A 17,579-nucleotide genomic window follows, 5' to 3' on the forward strand; every position below is an offset into this window, starting at 1 on the left:
GCGTACAGTCGGGCCATGCTGCGTCGCGCTCTGCTGCTGGTCACCGCCGCCGTCCTGTCCTTCTCCCTGGCGCCGGTCGCCTCAGCCGAACCCGTGAAGACCGTCACGGTGGCCCACGGGCCGGTCACCGCCACCGTCGTACCGGTGATACCCGGCACTGCGAGTCCGGGCGACCTGCGGCTGTTCCACATCGCGCTCACCCGTCCCGGCCGCACGAAGACCATCGGCTTCCTGAGCGGGTCGCTACTCACCACGGCGGTCGGAGTGCCCGCGGTCGGCAAGGAACTGCGCTCCGCTGATCTGGTGTTCACCGTGGGGGCGGCGAAGAACCAGCTGGTCATTGGTGGCACCGCGGGGTACGACCAGCAGGCACCGACCGTGGCGAAGAAGTCGTCCACCATCCGGCCGGTGCTCGGCGGCTCCGGTCGCTACGCGGGTGCTCGCGGCTGGTGCGAGTCGGTGCACCGCAAGGACGGCACGTGGCGGCACACCTTCCACATCCGGACGTCATGATGGCGCTTCACATCTGTCCGCTGTGTGAGGCCACCTGCGGCCTGGAGATCACGGTCGAAGCTGACCGGGTGGTCGCGGTGCGCGGTGACGCCGACGATGTCTTCAGCCGTGGTTTCGTGTGCCCGAAGGGCGTGGCGGTCGGCGACCTGCACCACGATCCGGCCAGGTTGCGGACCCCGTTGGTGCGCGAGGGCGGCCGGTTGCGGGAGGCCACCTGGGAGGAGGCCTTCGACCGGATCCGCAGCGGGCTCGCGGGCGTGATCCAGGCCGGCGGTCCGGACGCCGTGGCGGTCTATCTCGGCAACCCCAATGCGCACAACGTGACGAGCACGTTCTACCTGCCGGCGCTGGTGCGGGCGCTGCAGACCCGTTACCGCTTCTCTGCCAGCACCGTCGACCAGATGCCGCAGCAAGTCGCGCTTGGGCTGATGTACGGCACCGAGCTGTCGGTGCCGGTCCCCGATATCGACCGCACGGACCTCTTCGTCGTGATCGGCGGGAACCCCTTGGTGTCCAACGGCTCGATGATGACGGTGCCGGACATGCCCGGCCGGGTGCGGGCGCTGAAGGCGCGCGGCGGGCGCATGGTCGTGGTCGACCCGGTCCGCACCCGCACGGCGGCCGCGGCCGACGAGCACCTTCCCATCCGGCCGGGGTCGGACGTGCTGCTCCTGGCCGCCATCGTCAACGTCCTGTTCGCAGAGGATCTGGTGGACCTCGGCGCCGCCGGGCCGTGGGTAGATGCCGATGCGGTGGCGGGGGTGCGGGAGCTCACTGCTGCGTTCGCGCCTGCGGTGGTCTCGGAGGCGACCGGACTGGCGGCGGAGGTCATCGTGGACCTCGCCCGGGAGATCGCCGGGGCCCGCGCTGCCGCGGTGTACGGCAGGCTCGGGACGTCGACGTCGGGCCTGAGTGTGGACGGCCAACCGGACTCCTTCGGCACGCTGGCCTCCTGGCTGATCGCGGCGATCAACGTGCTGACCGGCAACCTGGACCGCGAAGGCGGGGTGATGTTCCCGCTGCCGCCGGCCGGAGGTCCGACCACGTTCGGCGAACCCGGTCGCGGTCGCGGCGTGCGGGTTCCGGGCAGCCGGCGCACGCGGGTGCGCGGATTGCCCAGCGTGCTCGGGGAGTTCGGGGTTCCGGCGCTGGCGGAGGAGATCGACACCCCCGACCCTCAGACCGGTGAACACATCCGCGCGCTGATCACGGTGGCTGGCAATCCCGTGGTGTCGGTCCCGGACGCGGAGCGTCTCGCGTCTGCGCTGGGCGAGTTGGAGCTGCTCGTCTGCCTTGACGCCTACGTCACGGAGACGTCAAGGCACGCTGATGTGGTGCTGCCCGCACCGTCACCGCTGGCCCGCAGCCACTACGACGTGGTCTTCGCCTCGTTGTCGGTGCGCAATGCGGCGCGGTGGTCCCCTCCGGTCTTCAGCCTGTCCGACGGTGAGCGCGATGAAGGGGAGGTGCTGCTGACGCTGGCGGCCATCGCCGCGGGGGTCGTGAACAATGCCCCGGAACCGACGCCTGCGCAGATGGACGATCTGGTCGCCTTCGAGGTCGCCCGGCGTGCCGGTTCCGACCCCGCGAGCCGCGCTGCCGGGCGGGATCCCGCGGAGTTGCTAGCCGCAGTGGCACCGCTGCGGGGCGTTGAGCGACTGCTCGACCTGTCCCTGCGCAGCGGCCCCTTCGGCGACGGTTTTGGCAGCCACCCCGACGGGTTGACCCTGGCGGCGGTGAAGGCGGCGCCGTCGGGGATCGATCTCGGCCCGCTGACGCCGCGACTGCCGGAGGTGCTGCGAACACCGTCGGGGCGCATCGAACTACTGCCCGAGCCGATCGCGGCTGAGGCCCGAAGGCTCACGGAGGTGCTGCCACGGGTGACCACGCCGGAGTTGGTGCTGGTGGGCAGGCGGCAGTTGCGCACCAACAACTCGTGGCTGCGGACCTTGCCGCGACTGACGGGCGGGTCGAACCGCTGCACCCTGCAGGTGCATCCGGACGATGCGGCCCGGGCCGAGGTGGCCGATGGTGCGCAGGCCCGCCTCACCTCCGATACCGGCGCGGTGGACGTTCTCATCGAGGTGACGGATGCGGTCATGCCGGGTGTGGTGTGCCTGCCGCACGGCTGGGCCCCGGCGGTGCCCCGTGCGTGGGGGCCGGGCGCCACCACGGGGACGAACGTGAACCAGTTGACGCCGAGCAACACCACCGACCCGCTCACCGGGACGGCGGTGCTCAACGCGGTGCCGGTGCGTTTGGAGCCGTCGGCCGGCTGACCCGCCGACGCTGGTGAGCAGCACGTCACTGAGTCACCTATCTGGCAAGCACCCGCCACGAGAGCAGACACGGTGGCCCGGGGCTCGCCGAACGATCCATGAAAGACTGACGTATGGAGGTCCTGCCGCAGATCCTGCTGTTGCTGGCACTTGCGGTTGTCGTCAGCGCGGCCTTCCAGCGTCTGCGCATCCCCACCAGCCTTGGCTACCTGCTGGTGGGCATCGTCCTCGGTCCGTACACCGTCGGGCCGGTCGTCGAACTGTCCTTGATCCAGACGCTCGCGGAGTTCGGGGTCGTGTTCTTGTTGTTCACGATCGGCCTCAGCCTGTCCGTGCCGCACATGCAGGCGATGCGGACCCGGGTTCTCGCCCTGGGCACCGCCCAAGTGCTGCTGACCATCGCCGTCGTGGGGTTGATCGGGTGGCGACTGGGCCTGTCACCGGCGGTTGCCTTCGTCTTCGGCGCGGTGTTCGCGCAGTCTTCATCGGCGATCATCGGACGGCAGCTCGAGGAGCAGGGGGAGGACCACACGCGCCACGGCCGGTTGGGGCTGGCGATCTCGGTCTTCCAGGACATCACCTCGATCCCCCTGGTGGTGCTCATCCCCGTACTGGCGGTCGCCGCCGATCTGGGGCAGGTCAGCCTCGCGCTGGGGTGGTCGCTGGTCAAGGCCGCCGCCGCGATCGCGGTGGTGCTGCTGATCGGCCGACGCCTGTTGCGTCCCGTCCTCCACGCGGTCTCCCGGCACCGTTCCCCGGAGTTGTTCACCCTCACCGTGCTGCTGGTTGTCCTCGCGGCCGCGTGGGTGACGTACAGCCTGGGGTTGTCGGCGGCGTTCGGCGCCTTCCTGGCCGGGTTGACCCTGGGGGAGACGGAGTTCCGCCATCAGGTGCAGAGCAGCATCCGGCCTTTCCGCGACGTGCTCCTCGGGTTGTTCTTCGTCACCATCGGCATGATCTTCGATCCGACCGGCCTCGTGGACATGTGGCAGTGGGCACTTCTGGGCGGGGTGGTCCTGGTCGCCAGCAAGGTGATCATCGTGGGGGTGCTCGTGCGCTTGACCGGGTGGGACGCCCGCGCATCGCTGCGCACCGGTCTGATCGTGGGCGTGGGCGGTGAGTTCGGCCTCGTGCTGCTGGCCGTGGCCTTCAATGCGAACGTCATCAGCGTCACACAGGGCGACATCGCCCTGGCGTCGGTGTTCCTGTCCCTGGTGCTGGGGGCCCTGCTCATCCGGTACAACGGACCGGTCGCTCGTTTGCTGACACCGACACCGCCCACCCCGGAAGAACCAGGCGAGCCGCTGGCCGACGTGCATGACGCGCCGCCGGTGACCGGACACGTGATCATCTGCGGGTACGGCCGGATCGGGCAGGGTGTGGCCCGTTTCCTGCACGCCGATGAGGTGCCGTTCATCGCCGTGGATCTCGATCCCGGCTTGGTCCGGACGTCGCACGCCGCTGGTCAGCAGGTCTACTACGGCGATGCCCGGGAGCCCGACGTGCTGGAAGCGCTCGGCCTGGCCACTGCGCGGCTTGTGCTCATCAGCTACAACGACGCGGCATCTGCGCTGCAGGTGTTGTCCCATGTGCGTCGGGACCGCCCCGACCTGCCGGTGCTCGTGCGGGTGCGCGACGAGACTCACGTGGACGAGTTGCGGGAGGCGGGGGCGATCGAGGTTGTTCCGGAGACGCTGGAGGCCGGGTTGACGATCGCCTCGCAGGTTCTACTGCTGCTGGGGGTACCGCCACGCCGGGTGATGCGGCGGGTCCTGGCGCAGCGCGCGAAGCGCTACCCGCTGCTGAGGAAGCACGATGTCGAACAACCCGAGTTGCTGATCGAGGGAAGTGACCCGCCGCTCACGCGGTGGTGACAGGAGGGTGATCCGGTGAGTGAAATCGAAGTGAACGCCACGCGCCTGCCCGGCGTGGGTTGGCGGTACGAGTTGGCGTTGGCCCGCGGGACGGCGTTGTTCGTGCTGGTGGAGGACAGCGGCCGCCGTCACCTGCTGCTGGTCCGCGACGGGGACGACGAACCGATGGTTACCGTTCCCCTGAACGAAGCGCAGTCGCTGGCCGTCGCCTCGTTACTCAGCGGCGCGCGGTTCTCGACCGTCACCCGCGAGCCGGCCGAAGCGCTCGGGCCGCCGCAGACACTCGTGGACAGCGTGCTGGTCACACGCGAGTCCGCGATCCTCGGGCTCTTGCCCGGGGACGTGGCCGACCGACTGTCACCCTTCGCCGAGGTGCTCGGGGTGGTGTGCGACGAGACGCCGCAGATCCTCGAGGGCGACCCGAACCGGCCCTTGCAGGTGGGTGACCGGGTCGTGGTGGCCGCGCGGGAGAGCCACCGGGCGCAGGTGCGGTCTGCTTTGGAGTAGGGCGTCAACGCGGAGGACTCTCAGGCCCCGGGGGACTCCCTCCGGTCACGCGTCAGGTGGAAGAGCGCGTGCAGGATCTGCTGCACGTCTTGGGAGGGACCTGGGTGCCACGCGACCTCCAGCGGGATGAAGGCGGCCGGTTCGAGGGGGTGGGCGACCACACCGGCCCTGACCTCCTGCCGAGCGAAGTCCGCGGGCACTAGTGAGAACGCGCGGCCGTCCTCCAAGAAGTACCGCCAGGACCCGGAGATCCGGGAGGTGCCTGTCAGGACCGGGGGCTCGAGTCCGCGGCTTCGGCAGATGTCCATCAGATGGTCGTAGTAGACCGGATTGTGCTCCCTGGCCCAGAGCAGGAACGCCACGTTGTTCAGTCGACTCAGTTCCAATCGCCCCTTCGTCGCTCGTGCCAGGGAACGGTGGAGCAGAACATGGATCTCGTCCTGCCCCAATTGCCGCTTGAGGGCATGGGTCGGCTCCCCGATGAGGTGCCCGATCCCGATATCGGCGTTGCCACTCTCCACCGCATCCAGCACTTCACCGGTCTCCACCTCGACGGCCTCGACCGTCAGCCCCAACTGCTGGTCATCGACAGCCCGGAGAGTGTCGGGCAGCAGTGCGTTCACGATGCTGGGCGAAGCCGCAATAGTCACGGTCCTCCGCTGCTCACGCTGAGCCAGGGCTGTTGTCGTCTCGAACAAGCGCAGGCTCTCAAGTACCGCTTCCGCTGGCTCCCGCAACTGCTCGCCGGCCGCGGTGAGCGTCGTCCCGCGCGCCGACCGCTTGAACAAGGTGAAACCGACAGTCCGCTCGAGTCTGCGGATCTCCTTGCTGATGGTGGGCTGAGCAATGCCCAGCCGGTCGGCGGCCCTGCCGAAGTGCAGAGTCTCGGAGATCGCGATGAACGCGCGGAGCTGGATGAGGGTGATGTCGATAGTTCAAGGCTATCAATCGATAGGAAATTGCGTCTGGTTCGGAATGAAGGGTCCCGATACCTTGGGGTGGAATGCAGTGAGAAAGGGAAACCACATGACAATCAACACCCTGCGGGTGTCCGAGGCCGTGCAGCAGGCCATCGCCGACCGCACCCCGGTCGTCGCCCTCGAGTCGACCATCTTCACCCACGGCCTGCCGCGCCCGCGCAACGTCGACGTCGCCCTCGCAGGGGAGGAGATCGTGCGCGCCGCCGGAGGTGCGCCGGCAACGATCGGCGTGGTCCGCGGGCAGCCCGTGGTCGGCCTGTCCGAAGACGAGATACGGGAACTGGCCTACGACGACGACGTGACCAAGGCGTCCATCCGCGACCTTTCGTACGCCGCGGTCACCGGCAAGAACGCGGGCACCACCATCGCCGCGACCGCTTTGCTGGCGCGCGCCGCGGGTATCGACGTCTTCGCTACGGGAGGGCTGGGTGGGGTCCACCACGGTGCGTCGGAGTCTTTCGACGAGTCCGCCGACATGTATGCACTGGCCGAGATCCCGATCGTGCTGATCAGCTCCGGAGCCAAGGCGATCCTGGACATCCGCGCCACCCTTGAGCGTTTCGAAACGCTCAGCGTCCCCGTGGTCGGCTACCGCACCGACCGCTACCCCGGCTTCTACGTGGCCGACTCGGACTACCCGCTGACCGCCCGCGTGGACGAGCCCTCCGACGTCGCCACGATGGTCGACACCCAGAAGAACCTCGGGATCCACAGCGCCGTGCTCGTGGCCAACCCGGTCCCCCGCGACGAGCAACTCGACCCGCGGGAGCTCGACGATGTCCTGCAGCGCGCTTGGGCTGCGGCCGACGAGCAGGGGATCAAGGGTCAGGCCTCGACCCCCTTCCTGCTGGACTACATCCGGGTCGCCACGGATGGACGCAGCCTCGACGCGAACGTCGCCCTCTACAACAACAACATCCGCCTCGCGACCCAGATCGCCTCCGAGTTGGCCGGCGGGCGGTCCTGAGATGCTCGGCGTCATCGGCGATGTCGTGGAGGACGTCGTCGTCTGGCAGTTGGAGGAACCGCGCGAGGCGACCGACGTCAAGTCGGAGGTGCGGATGCGCCGGGGCGGCTCGGGTGCCAACGTCGCCGCGTTCGCGGCCCCGCGCTACCCCACCCGCTTCATTGGCTGCGTCGGCGACGACATCGCCGGCGTGAGCCTGAGGCGCGAGCTCGAGGGGCACGGGGTCGACGTGCTGCTGCAGGTGCGCGAGCACACCGGCATGATCGTCGTGCTCATCGATCGCCAGGGGGAGCGCGTGATGTTCCCGAGCCGGGGTGCCTGTGCGCATCTGCAGGCCCTGGACCCGTCGTGGCTCGACGACCTCGAGATCCTGCACGTCACCGCTTACTCGTTCGAGAGCGGGACCACGGCCCAGGCTGTGCTCGACGCCGTCCGTGAGCAGAAGCGCAGGGGCGGCCGGGTCAGCATGGACGTCTCCTCGGTCGGGATGATCGACCACTTCGGAGTCCCCGCGTTCCTGGACCTGATGTCCGAGTGCCGGCCCGACTTCGTCTCGGCGAACCGGGACGAGGCGCTCTACCTCGGCCTGGCTGACGGTGCACTGCCCGGACCGAACCTGCCCCGATACGCCGAGACCACCCTCCTGGCCCGGCAGGGCAAGGAGGCGACCAACATCTTCGTCAGCAGCCGGCACCTGGAAACCGTTCCTGTCGAACCGGTGGCCGACGTGCGCGATCTCACTGGCGCGGGCGATGCTTTCAACGCCGGCTTCCTGACGGCGTACCTGAATGGCGGCGACCTCGTCAGCAGCTGCCTGGCAGGCCACGCCATGTCCGCGCGGGTCCTGGGCAGCCCGGGGGCCACGGAGCCGCCGCTGTCATCCGGCGACTGATACACGCCGGCCATCTGGATTGCGCTCCCGGTGATCGCCGACCACACACCGTCATCGCACCGTTGACAAGTCACGAGCTCCTGCGGGGATCCCTTATCGGGTGCTGTGCCGGCGGACCTGTCGGAAGGCATCGACGACGCTGGTTCCGGCGGCGCGGTACGTCAGTCTCACCCTCACCGGGGTACCGAAGGTCCGGACCAGGGTCTTGCCGGCCTTCTTGGTCACCTTGATGTTCCGCAGGTGCTTCCGCTTTGCCTCCACCGGACCCTGACCCGCTGGCCAGCATCGGTGGAGCAGTTCTTCGGCAGCACGACGGTCGTGCCGCGTCTTTTCAGTTGCGGCGACCTCGATGGCGCCGAAAGTCTTCAAGGTGACGCCGGACTGGACCGCCGCAGTTGCGGCAGGGTGGCGAAAGTCGTGTAGATGGCAGTCGTCCAGGCCGAGCTGGGTCTTGGCGCGCTTGAAGGTCGAGGTCCAGTTCGCGTTGTGCAATGGGCGGCCCGATCGTGTCGCGAACACCAGGGGGCGTCACCCCCACGGACATGGGTTTCGAGGTGCTCGGTGAGGATGGGCCCAGCAATGTCGGAAGGGCGACGTTGCGTCGACCCGTGTTCGACTCGGGGGAACCCACAAGCCATTTCCCGTCGAGCCGACTCATCGACTTTCGGACGCGCAGCACGGGCAGCTTGTCTTCCCGGAGAACCACGTCGGCGCGGGTCAAAGCCGTGAGCTCGCCCAAGCGCAGGCTGCCGTAGACCGCAACCAGTACCAACTCCTCGTACCGGGCAGGCACGAGGTCGGCCAGTTGGTGCACCTGGGTCAACGTCGCCAACGCCGGCGGAACCGGGCGAGCCGCTGGCCGACGTGCATGACGCGCCGCCGGTGACCGGACACGTGATCATCTGCGGGTAGGGACGGATCGGGCAGGGCGTGGCGGCTTCCTGAACGCCGACGAGGTGCCGTTCATCGCTGTGGACCTCGATCCGGGTCTGGTGCGCACGGCGCACGCCGCCGCTCAGCAGGTCTACTACGGCGATGCCCGGGAGCCCGATGTGCTGGAAGTGACCCGCCGCTCACGCGGTGGTGACAGGAGGGTGATCCGGTGAGTGAGATCGAAGTGAACGCCACGCGCCTGCCCGGCGTGGGTTGGCGGTACGAGTTGGCGTTGGCCCGCGGGACGGCGTTGTTCGTGCTGGTGGAGGGCGGCGGCCACCGTCACCTGCTGCTGGTCCGCGACGGGGACGACGAACCGATGGTTACCGTTCCCCTGAACGAAGCGCCGGCACCTCGGCGAAGGGTGACACCCGGTCGGCCACGTCCCCCGGCAAGATCCCAAGGATCGCCGACTCGCGTGTGACCGGTTACCCGCGAGTCGGCCGAAGCCCTCGGGCCGCCGCGTGACTTGCAGGTGGGTGACCGGGTCGTGGTGGCCGCGCGGGAGAGCCACCGGGCGCAGGTGCGGTCTGCTTTGGAGTGAGTGGTCAGTTCTTCGGGATGAAGCGCAGGGGTTGCACCACCGCCGGCACGGTGCCCGCCGGAACGGCCACGAATGCATTGGTGACCGGAGTCGAGATGGCCTGGCACCCGGTCGGTGTGAGGGTCGACAGGGCGGTGAAGGACTGGGGGGTCCCGGGCTGCATGTGGTAGACCGCCGATCCGGGCGCCGGCGGTGACCCGATGACGATGCCGAGATCGAAGGGGAGGGCTGAGTGGACGCCGTACGCGTCCCCAGCGCACCCAGCCCCGCGGTAGAAGACCTGCGGCACCGCTACGGCCAAGGCATTGGGGTCAGCGGGGTTGTTGCTCCAGAGCAGTAACGCGCCGCTGTCCAGTCGGACCATCGGATAGGCGGAGAGCATGCCGACCAGGGTCCCGATCCTCTTTCCGGTCTGGTCCACGGCGTCGAATGCCCCTGCCGGGCCGATGGCACCGTTGGCCCCTGGGAGGCCCTGCGGACCGGTGGCCCCCTGCCCGCCGGTCTTGCCCTTGACGTTCCACTTGAGCTTCTTCTCGTTCTTCTTGCACTTCTTGCCCTTGAGGACCAGGCGCATCTCGCCGGTCTTCTTGTTCGCACAGGCCTTGTAGGTGGTCTTGGCCGCGGCGGTGCCCGCCGGCATGACGATAATGCCGGCCGTGGCGACGATGCCGGCGAGACCGGCACTGACGAAACGACGAGCAACCATGGGCGTCCCCTCACCTCTTGAAGTCAGCACACGACGTGGTTCCTGCACCAAACCGATCAGGACACCGGATTCACCCGCAATGGTTGGGCGACCACGGGGACCGTACCCGCAGGCTTGGCGACGAAGGCGTTGGTGACGGGTGTCGAAATGGCCTGGCAACCGGTGGGGGTGAGGGTCGACAACGCTGTGAAGGACTGCGGCGTGCCGGGCTCCATGCGGTACACGGCTGAACCGGGTGCGGCCGGAGTGCCGATGATGATCCCCAGGTCGAAGGGAAGGCTGGTCTGCAAGCCGTGGGCATCGCCCGTGCATCCCGCCTGTCGGAAGAACACCTGGGGGGGACCGACGGCGAGGGCGTTCGGATCGGCCGGGTTGTTGGACCACAGAAGGATCGCACCGCTGGGTAGGCGCACCATCGGGTACGCGCTGAGGATGCCGACGAAGGTGCCGATCACCTTGCCGGTCTGGTCCACGGCCTCGAAGGCCCCCGCTGGCCCCCGAGCTCCCGCAGGACCCTGCGGGCCCTGCGGACCTGTCGCTCCCTGGCCGCCGGCCGGGCCCTTCACGTTCCACTTCAGTTTCTTCTCGGACTTCTTGCACTTCTTGCCCTTGAGCACCAGTCGCATCTCGCCGGTCTTCTTGTTGGCGCAGGCCTTGTAGGTGGACTTGGCCGCACTTGCGTTGCCCGCAGGCACCGCGATTAGGCCGGCGGTGGCGATTACGCCGGCTAGACCGACACTGACGAAACGACGAGCAACCATGGAAGTCCCCTCACCTCTCGAGAGCCCGCGCGCATCGCGGTTTCTGAACCCTACCGGCCCGGAGGGTCCGCGCCAAGGGTCCGCGGCACCGGAACTGGCCCATCCATCCACCACCGCCCGGGATCCAATTGGTGCCCCGCGCGTCCATCTCCCGAGCGAGGCAGCCCAGAGGCTCAACATCTCCACGTCGATGCTGCGCAAGCTCACACTCTGCGGCGCGATAGGTCACGTCCGCCTTGGCGTTGGGGACCAGCGCCACCGGATTGCAGGCTTCGGCCTGGTCGGGATGCGCGAGCGCGTCGAGGCCCACGGCGGACAGCTTCGCCACGGGCCCCAGCCCGGAGGCGGGTTCCAGGTCCACGCGGAACTACCGATCCAAGCTCACACCCCATGAGCACCCGAGTGCTCCTGGTCGATGACCAAGCGGTGGTGCGCGCCGGCATCCGCGTGCTCATCGAGCTGACCGACGACCTCATCATCTGCGGCGAAGCCGCCGACGGGACCCAAGCCGTCCAGATGACCAGGGCCCTCAAACCCGACGTCGTTCTCATGGACATCCGCATGCCCCGCAGCGACGGGATCACCGCAACCCGGCAGATCACCCACGACCCCGATCTCGCCGACGTGCGCATCATCGCCCTGACCACCTTCGACACCGACGAGCACCTCTTCGGGGCGCTGGCAGCCGGCGCCGCCGGGTTCCTGCTCAAGGACGTCGAAGCCACACACCTCCAGGACGCCATCCGCACCGTCGCCCGCGGCGACAGCCTGCTGGACCCTGCGATCACCCGACGGGTCCTCGACGAACTCACCCAGCGCGCCACACCCACCGCCCACCAACCCGAACGCCTCGACCAACTCACTGACCGAGAACGGGAAGCCACACGCCTCGCCGCCACCGGGCTGACCAACCAGCAGATCGCCGAGCACCTCCACGTCAGCCCCCACACCGCCAAGACCCACATCAACCGCGCCATGACCAAGCTCCACGCCCGAGACCGCGGCCAACTCGTGACCATCGCCTACCAAACCGGACTCGCAACCCTCGACCCCAGCTGAACCGGACCCCTCTGCTCGTGTGGACGCCCTTCCGTCGCGTGGTCACCGCTAGCCACATGCAGCTCGCTCCCCTGAACCTGCCCCACACCGCCGCGAGCTGGGCGCCTCGAAGCGGGCAAAGCGGCCCCCACATAGGTCGCTTCGGTCGCCGGTGGGTGCCAAAAAGTCGGTGGCGGGTCTAGAGTCGGCAGTGCCCGTAGGGCCATTGATCCGGGATGGGAGCTTCGCATGAACATCAGATCACGGTGGCTTGCCTCACTGGCAGCCACCGCCATCGCGATATCCATGACCGTACTGACGGCGACCGCGCCTGCCAGTGCGGCCGAACGCCCGGACAGTCTGGGCAAGGACTTCTGGGTGACGTTCACCCAGAATCTCGGAAGCCCGGACCTGTCACTGTTCATCAGTTCTCCGACGGCGACCAGCGGCAACGTGAGCGTGCCCGGCCTCAGCTTCTCTGAGGACTTCACCGTGACACCCGGCACCGTGACCACCGTGACGGTCCCCTCCGCTGCCCAACTGGACGACGGCTCTTCCGGCGATCCGCAGAACCTGGGCATCCACATCACAGCCCAGGACGAGGTGGCCGTCTACGGGCTGAACCGCATTCAGTTCACGACCGATGCCTTCATGGCGTTGCCGGTCGATGTCTTGAGTTCCGAGCACGTTGTTCTGGGGTGGCCCGCACCGGGTATCCAACTGGGTCTGAACTCGGAGTTCGCGGTCGTGGCCACTGAAGATGGCACCGAGGTGACGTACGTGCCGACCGCCGACACCACAGCGGGTGTCAACGCGGGGGTGTCGACGACCAAGACCCTGAACAAGGGGGATGCCTTGCCAGTGCAGTCGTCGACCGGCGACCTCAGTGGCAGTTCCGTGACGTCCACGAAGCCTGTGGCTGTCTTCGGTGGGCACGAGTGTGCCAACGTTCCGAACAACCAGACCCTCTACTGCGACTACCTGGTGGAGCAGCTCCCGGGCACCGGCACGTGGGGCAAATCCTTCCTCACCGTTCCCCTGAAGACCCGGCTGAACGGGGACACCTTCCGGATGGTCGCCGAGCAGGACGGCACGACGGTGTCGGTCAACGGCGCAGTGGTGGCCAATCTGAACAAGGGTCAGGTGCACCAGCAGATCATCGACGGGCAGTCCACGGTGACTGCGGACAAGCCGATCCTGCTTGCGCAATACTCCAACGGCACCACTTACGACGGCGTCACCAGTGACCCGTTCATGATGCTGGTGACCCCGACCGAGCAGTTCCTGTCCGACTACACGTTCACCACACCGGCGACGGGATTCCGGGTGAATTACGTCAATGTGGTGGCCCCGACCGCTTCGGTCGGTGACGTGAAACTCGACGGGGCGGTGGTTCCGGGCGGGGCGTTCACCCCGATCGGGTCGACCGGGTTCTCCGGGGCGCAACTCGACCTGACCCTGGGCAGCCACACGATCACGTCGAGCCAGCCCTTGGGCATCTACGTCTACGGGTTCGACCAGGCCGACTCGTACGGCTACCCGGGTGGGGCAGCGTACGCGGCCATCAACGACGTGGCAGGGCTGAGCCTCACCCCGGCCACGCAGGACAAGACGATCAACACCCAGGCCTGCGTGACCACCGGGGTGACCGACCAGAACGGCAAGGGCCTACCCGGCATCCAGGTCAACCTGAAGGCCACCGGGGTCAACCCGCTGGACACCACAGTGCTCACCGACGCAGCGGGTACCTACCAGTACTGCTACACCAGCGCCGCTACGGGCACCGACACGTTCACCGCGAGCTTCAACACGCTCAGCGCCAGCGCCACGGTGGCGTGGACCTCCGGCACCCCCACCCCGCCGGTGGTCAAGAAGAAGAAACTGCCGATCAACGCCAAGGGCGTGGCCAAATCCCCGGCACAGTTGAAGAACGGCAAGGTCGTGCTGGTCAAGAGCCTGGGCACCAACAAGAACGGCAAGACCACGGTGCGGGCGTTCTGCCGGCCGGCCAAGAGCAACGCGGCCGGTGAGGTGCGGTTCTGCGACGTGACCGTCAGCAAGAAGGGCAAGGTGACCGTCCGGTCCACCGGCTACGACACGCTGAAAGTCACCGTCAAGGTCCGCGCCACACCCAAGAAGGGCCAGAAGGACACCTGGAAGTCCAACACCTGGACCCGCACCTGGAAGGTCCGCACCTGACCTACCACCAACCTGTGGGGGTGTCCTGATCCAGGGGCACCCCCACAGTGCTGTCCGGGACCGGTACCGGCGGCGGCTTGTGACTGGCCTGGGGGCTGCGCGACGTGCGTGCCAAGTTCGTCACGTGCTCCCAGCGAACAGGGTTGAACGGGTTCGTGAGGTGCTATGGGGTACATGACCTGCACACGGGTAACACGTTGGCGGCTATCGCGAGGGCCTCACAGGCGGAACTCAATGCGGCGTATGGGGCACTCGAGCGCGGCCGCGGGGTTACCTGCACACGGTCGAGGATCACGGCCGGGCGAACGCAAGGCGCTCACTGCACTCAAGGGCGCGCCGTGCCACGCGCCGCCAATTGCGCTTGCCGAAGCGGACTGTGGCAGCGGTGGCGGAGTTTGGTGACGAGGTGCAACCCAGTTGATCGTGGTTACCCAACTTCGGTTCCCGGGCGTCTCTGACTAGGGCTCTTACGTGGAGCGGGTGACGAGAATCGAACTCGCACTGTCAGCTTGGGAAGCTGATGTTCTGCCATTGAACTACACCCGCGCGGTTCACTCATTATGCCTCACGACCCCCGGCGCGCGGTCCGGGGCAGTGATTGTTGCGGAGGTGCGGGGCGGTGCGGGAGCTTTGTGATGAAGGTGGGCGGTAGCCGGCGGGGGACCCTGCACCGTCGACGCAATCCGGCCCGAAGCTGTTGCACCTTCGCAACAACCACACCGGCCGCACCCCGGACAGTGCACGAAGTGGGCCCGGGTCGGTAAGGATGGGCCCATGCGAGTGGTGGTGATCGGCGCCGATGCGTGCGGCGCGTCAGCTGCGTCGGGGATAAAGCGGGCGCTCAAGGACGGGGTCGAGGTCATCGTGCTGGAACGCCAGCCGTGGACGTCGTACTCGGCGTGCGGCATTCCCTACTGGATCGCGGGGGAGGTGGACGGCCCGGACGCGCTCGTCGCGCGGACGCCAGAGGAGCACCGGGCCAACGGTCTTGATCTGCGCACCGGCTGGAGCGCCATCTCCATCGACCCCGCCGGCCGCCAGGTCACGGCGGTGGAGACGGCCACGACCCGCGAGGAGCAGTTCACCTACGACCACCTCGTCATCGGCACTGGTGCCAGCCCCCTGCGCCCGCCCATCCCAGGGATCGACCTGCCCGGTGTGCACGGGGTGCAGACGCTCGACGACGGCCTGCGCGTGCTCGACTCGCTGCATCGGGAGCCGCAGCACGCGGTCGTCGTCGGCGCCGGGTACATCGGCATCGAAATGGCGGAGGCGATGTGCCGCCGGGGGTTGCCGGTGATCGTGGTCGACCAGGCCGAGGAACCGATGACCGCCTTGGACCCGGACATGGGTGCATTGATCGGTAAGGCGATGGCCGGGATGGGCATCACCTACCGCGGCGGGGAGGCCGTGACTCGCATCGAAGCCGGTGAGAGCGGGCGGGTGGCTGCCGTCGTCACCGCGGAGGGCCGGTACCCCGCGGACATCGTGCTGCTCGGTCTGGGTGTGAAGCCCAACACCGAACTGGCTCAGGCGGCGGGGCTGCCGCTGGGTGAACACGGTGGTCTGCTCACGGACGACCGTATGCAGGTCGTCGGCCACCCCGACATCTGGGCGGGCGGCGACTGTGTGGAGGTGGTCGACCGGCTCACCGGCCAGCGCCGCCACGTCGCCCTCGGGACGCATGCGAACAAGCACGGACGGGTGATCGCGGCGAACGTCGCGGGCGGGGATCTGCGCTTCCCAGGGGTCATCGGCACCGCGATCTCCAAGGTGTGCGACCTGGAGATCTCCCGGACCGGCATGCGCGAGCAGGAGGCGCGCGTACTCGGCCTGGACGTCGTGGCAGCCACGATCAAAGCGTCGACCAAGGCCCATTACGCACTGGGAGCGGGCCCGGTCCACGTCAAGGCGATCGCCGAGCGGGGCACCGGGCGACTGCTCGGCTGCCAGATCGTCGGTAAAGCCGGCGCGGGAAAGCGCATCGACGCGGCGGCCACAGCCATCTGGAACGGCATGACCGTCGAGGAGGTCACGAGTCTCGACCTGGCGTACGCGCCGCCGTTCTCGCCGGTGTGGGATCCGCTGCAGATGGCGACCCGGAGACTGACGGGGATGGTGTGACGGCCCGGTGGCATGAGGGCAGCCACAACAAGGCCAGGAGCATGCCGACCGCTGTGGTCCCGGCGGCCACCAAGGAACTGGCGCCGAAGCCGGACGTGAACGCTGTCTATGTAGGCGGCAGGATCGCCGCGCCGTCGGGAACCTGCTGAGACACGACCACCCCAACACCCATCGACTCCTCAGTAAGCGCGACCACCTGTTCGGGGAAACCGGCGAGCTGCTTGGCTGCCTTCGGCTCGTAGAGGCAGGCGAGACAGGCGACGGTTGCCTCAGCGAACGGCCCCGACGCGGTGGCGCGGCTGCGAGCGGAACCGCGAGTTCGCCGAGCACTACCGGCTGATGTTCGAGCGCATGCACCAGGTCGAGCCGAGCGAGCAGGGGATGCTGAGGGCGTTCGCATCGTTCGAGCAACCGGTCGGCAATGTCGCGGCGGCGCAGTCCCTGCGACCGCTTGGTGTCGGAAGTGACGTCGAGGTCGCCCGGCAGATCTCGTCGGCGCTGCACGCCACGGTGAGCCTGGAACTACTCGGCATCAGCTTCGCCGAGGATGCGCGAAAGGAGTTGCAGGCGATGCTGGATGCGCTGCTGCGGGTTGGAGGCGGGCGCATAGAGGGTGCTGCCATGATGGCGACGTGCCCAGAACCCTTGCCGACGCCCGGCGCGAGTTCCTGAATCACCGCTCGCCGCGCATCCTGCTCGCCTGTTTGGCCCTGGCCGTGGCGGTCAGGCTGCTGGTCGGCGACTTCACATGGTGGAACGTGCTGCCGTTCGTGGCCGTGGTCCTCATCCAGCCGTTCCTGGAGTGGACCATCCATGTGTTCGTCCTGCATGCCCGGCCCAAGGAGTTCGCGGGCCGCACTTTCGACACGGTCGTCGCCCGGGATCACCGTCTGCACCACCAGGACCCGCGCGACATCCCTCTGATCTTCATCCCTCTGCGATGGGTCGGGTACCTCATCGGTTCAGTGCTCATCGTGGGCTTGGCATTCCCCACCTGGCCGATGCGCACGTCGTTCTATGTCGCGGCCTTCGCTATGGCCGTCGTCTATGAGTGGTCGCATTTCCTGATCCACACCGACTACAAGCCGAAGACGCGCATGTACCGCCATCTCTACGACAACCACCGGTGGCACCACTACCGCAACGAGCACTACTGGTTCGGCATCACCTCGACGGTGGGCGACCAGGCGCTGCGGACGTCCCCGGGCCGCGACGATGTGCCCGTGTCACGCACCGCGAAGAACCTGCTGGGTGCGTAGGAC

General features: G+C 67.9%; 17 protein-coding genes and 1 tRNA gene. 13 read left to right on the forward strand and 5 right to left on the reverse strand.

Going from position 1 to position 17,579, the window contains the following annotated elements; all coding sequences use genetic code 11:
• The first annotated feature begins 15 nt into the window (after nucleotides 1-15).
• The 4 genes from IPG68_04145 (at nucleotide 16) to IPG68_04160 (ending at nucleotide 5,173) form a co-directional block, all read left to right on the forward strand.
• Nucleotides 16-513: a hypothetical protein gene (locus IPG68_04145; GenBank protein MBK6762502.1), complete on the forward strand. Its 498-nt coding sequence runs from the start codon at nucleotides 16-18 to the stop codon at nucleotides 511-513.
• Nucleotides 510-2,792 carry a molybdopterin-dependent oxidoreductase gene (locus IPG68_04150; protein ID MBK6762503.1) on the forward strand — a complete coding sequence of 761 codons (2,283 nt, stop codon included), beginning with the start codon at nucleotides 510-512 and terminating at the stop codon, nucleotides 2,790-2,792. The genes IPG68_04145 and IPG68_04150 overlap by 4 nt, the downstream gene beginning before the upstream one ends.
• A gap of 113 nt (nucleotides 2,793-2,905) precedes the next feature.
• Nucleotides 2,906-4,666 (forward strand): cation:proton antiporter, encoded by a 1,761-nt coding sequence (locus IPG68_04155; GenBank protein ID MBK6762504.1) that lies wholly within the window; start codon nucleotides 2,906-2,908, stop codon nucleotides 4,664-4,666.
• A 15-nt stretch (nucleotides 4,667-4,681) separates the two neighbouring features.
• A complete protein-coding gene (locus tag IPG68_04160; protein MBK6762505.1) occupies nucleotides 4,682-5,173 on the forward strand; it encodes a hypothetical protein in 492 nt (163 codons plus the stop codon).
• Between the two features lie 20 nt (nucleotides 5,174-5,193).
• On the opposite strand, the gene IPG68_04165 is transcribed toward IPG68_04160, so the two are convergent.
• Entirely contained in the window at nucleotides 5,194-5,961 is a 768-nt protein-coding gene (locus IPG68_04165; GenBank protein ID MBK6762506.1) for a hypothetical protein, read from the reverse strand.
• A 238-nt stretch (nucleotides 5,962-6,199) separates the two neighbouring features.
• Here IPG68_04165 and IPG68_04170 point away from each other — a divergent pair, with 238 nt between their 5' ends.
• Both IPG68_04170 and IPG68_04175 read left to right on the forward strand, forming a co-directional pair.
• Nucleotides 6,200-7,120, forward strand: a complete 921-nt coding sequence (locus IPG68_04170; GenBank protein ID MBK6762507.1) for a pseudouridine-5'-phosphate glycosidase — start codon at nucleotides 6,200-6,202, stop codon at nucleotides 7,118-7,120.
• A 1-nt stretch (nucleotide 7,121) separates the two neighbouring features.
• On the forward strand, nucleotides 7,122-8,012 hold the full coding sequence (locus IPG68_04175; protein MBK6762508.1) for a carbohydrate kinase family protein: 891 nt from the start codon (nucleotides 7,122-7,124) through the stop codon (nucleotides 8,010-8,012).
• Nucleotides 8,013-8,105: 93 nt separating this feature from the next.
• On the opposite strand, the gene IPG68_04180 is transcribed toward IPG68_04175, so the two are convergent.
• Nucleotides 8,106-8,531 (reverse strand): hypothetical protein, encoded by a 426-nt coding sequence (locus IPG68_04180; protein ID MBK6762509.1) that lies wholly within the window; start codon nucleotides 8,529-8,531, stop codon nucleotides 8,106-8,108.
• A 437-nt stretch (nucleotides 8,532-8,968) separates the two neighbouring features.
• Here IPG68_04180 and IPG68_04185 point away from each other — a divergent pair, with 437 nt between their 5' ends.
• Nucleotides 8,969-9,118, forward strand: a complete 150-nt coding sequence (locus tag IPG68_04185; protein MBK6762510.1) for a hypothetical protein — start codon at nucleotides 8,969-8,971, stop codon at nucleotides 9,116-9,118.
• Nucleotides 9,115-9,369 (forward strand): hypothetical protein, encoded by a 255-nt coding sequence (locus IPG68_04190; protein MBK6762511.1) that lies wholly within the window; start codon nucleotides 9,115-9,117, stop codon nucleotides 9,367-9,369. The genes IPG68_04185 and IPG68_04190 overlap by 4 nt, the downstream gene beginning before the upstream one ends.
• A 124-nt stretch (nucleotides 9,370-9,493) precedes the next feature.
• Here the strand turns inward: IPG68_04190 and IPG68_04195 are convergent, their stop codons facing one another.
• Together IPG68_04195 and IPG68_04200 are read right to left on the reverse strand one after the other, a co-directional pair.
• Complete coding sequence (locus IPG68_04195) at nucleotides 9,494-10,195, reverse strand: hypothetical protein (GenBank protein MBK6762512.1); 702 nt, start codon at nucleotides 10,193-10,195, stop codon at nucleotides 9,494-9,496.
• A gap of 56 nt (nucleotides 10,196-10,251) precedes the next feature.
• On the reverse strand, nucleotides 10,252-10,956 hold the full coding sequence (locus IPG68_04200) for a hypothetical protein (protein ID MBK6762513.1): 705 nt from the start codon (nucleotides 10,954-10,956) through the stop codon (nucleotides 10,252-10,254).
• A gap of 390 nt (nucleotides 10,957-11,346) precedes the next feature.
• Between IPG68_04200 and IPG68_04205 the strand changes: the two genes are divergently transcribed.
• Entirely contained in the window at nucleotides 11,347-12,015 is a 669-nt protein-coding gene (locus tag IPG68_04205) for a response regulator transcription factor (GenBank protein ID MBK6762514.1), read from the forward strand.
• Between the two features lie 228 nt (nucleotides 12,016-12,243).
• Nucleotides 12,244-14,193, forward strand: coding sequence for a hypothetical protein (locus IPG68_04210; protein ID MBK6762515.1), 1,950 nt, complete (start codon nucleotides 12,244-12,246; stop codon nucleotides 14,191-14,193).
• Between the two features lie 472 nt (nucleotides 14,194-14,665).
• Here IPG68_04210 and IPG68_04215 read toward each other — a convergent pair.
• Nucleotides 14,666-14,739, reverse strand: a tRNA-Gly gene (locus IPG68_04215).
• Nucleotides 14,740-14,967: 228 nt separating this feature from the next.
• On the opposite strand from IPG68_04215, the gene IPG68_04220 reads away from it, so the two are divergent.
• The 3 genes from IPG68_04220 to IPG68_04230 all read left to right on the forward strand — a co-directional run bounded on the left by IPG68_04220 (nucleotide 14,968) and on the right by IPG68_04230 (nucleotide 17,576).
• A complete protein-coding gene (locus tag IPG68_04220) occupies nucleotides 14,968-16,317 on the forward strand; it encodes an FAD-dependent oxidoreductase (protein MBK6762516.1) in 1,350 nt (449 codons plus the stop codon).
• 339 nt (nucleotides 16,318-16,656) lie between these two features.
• The gene (locus tag IPG68_04225; protein MBK6762517.1) at nucleotides 16,657-16,989 is read left to right on the forward strand and encodes a hypothetical protein; all 333 of its coding nucleotides are present in this window, start codon (nucleotides 16,657-16,659) and stop codon (nucleotides 16,987-16,989) included.
• Nucleotides 16,950-17,576, forward strand: coding sequence for a sterol desaturase family protein (locus IPG68_04230; GenBank protein MBK6762518.1), 627 nt, complete (start codon nucleotides 16,950-16,952; stop codon nucleotides 17,574-17,576). Before IPG68_04225 ends, IPG68_04230 begins: the two co-directional genes overlap by 40 nt.
• Nucleotides 17,577-17,579: the final 3 nt, after the last annotated feature.

The sequence above is a fragment of the Micrococcales bacterium genome (genome assembly GCA_016703125.1).
In the GTDB taxonomy this organism is placed as follows: domain Bacteria; phylum Actinomycetota; class Actinomycetes; order S36-B12; family UBA10799; genus JADKAV01.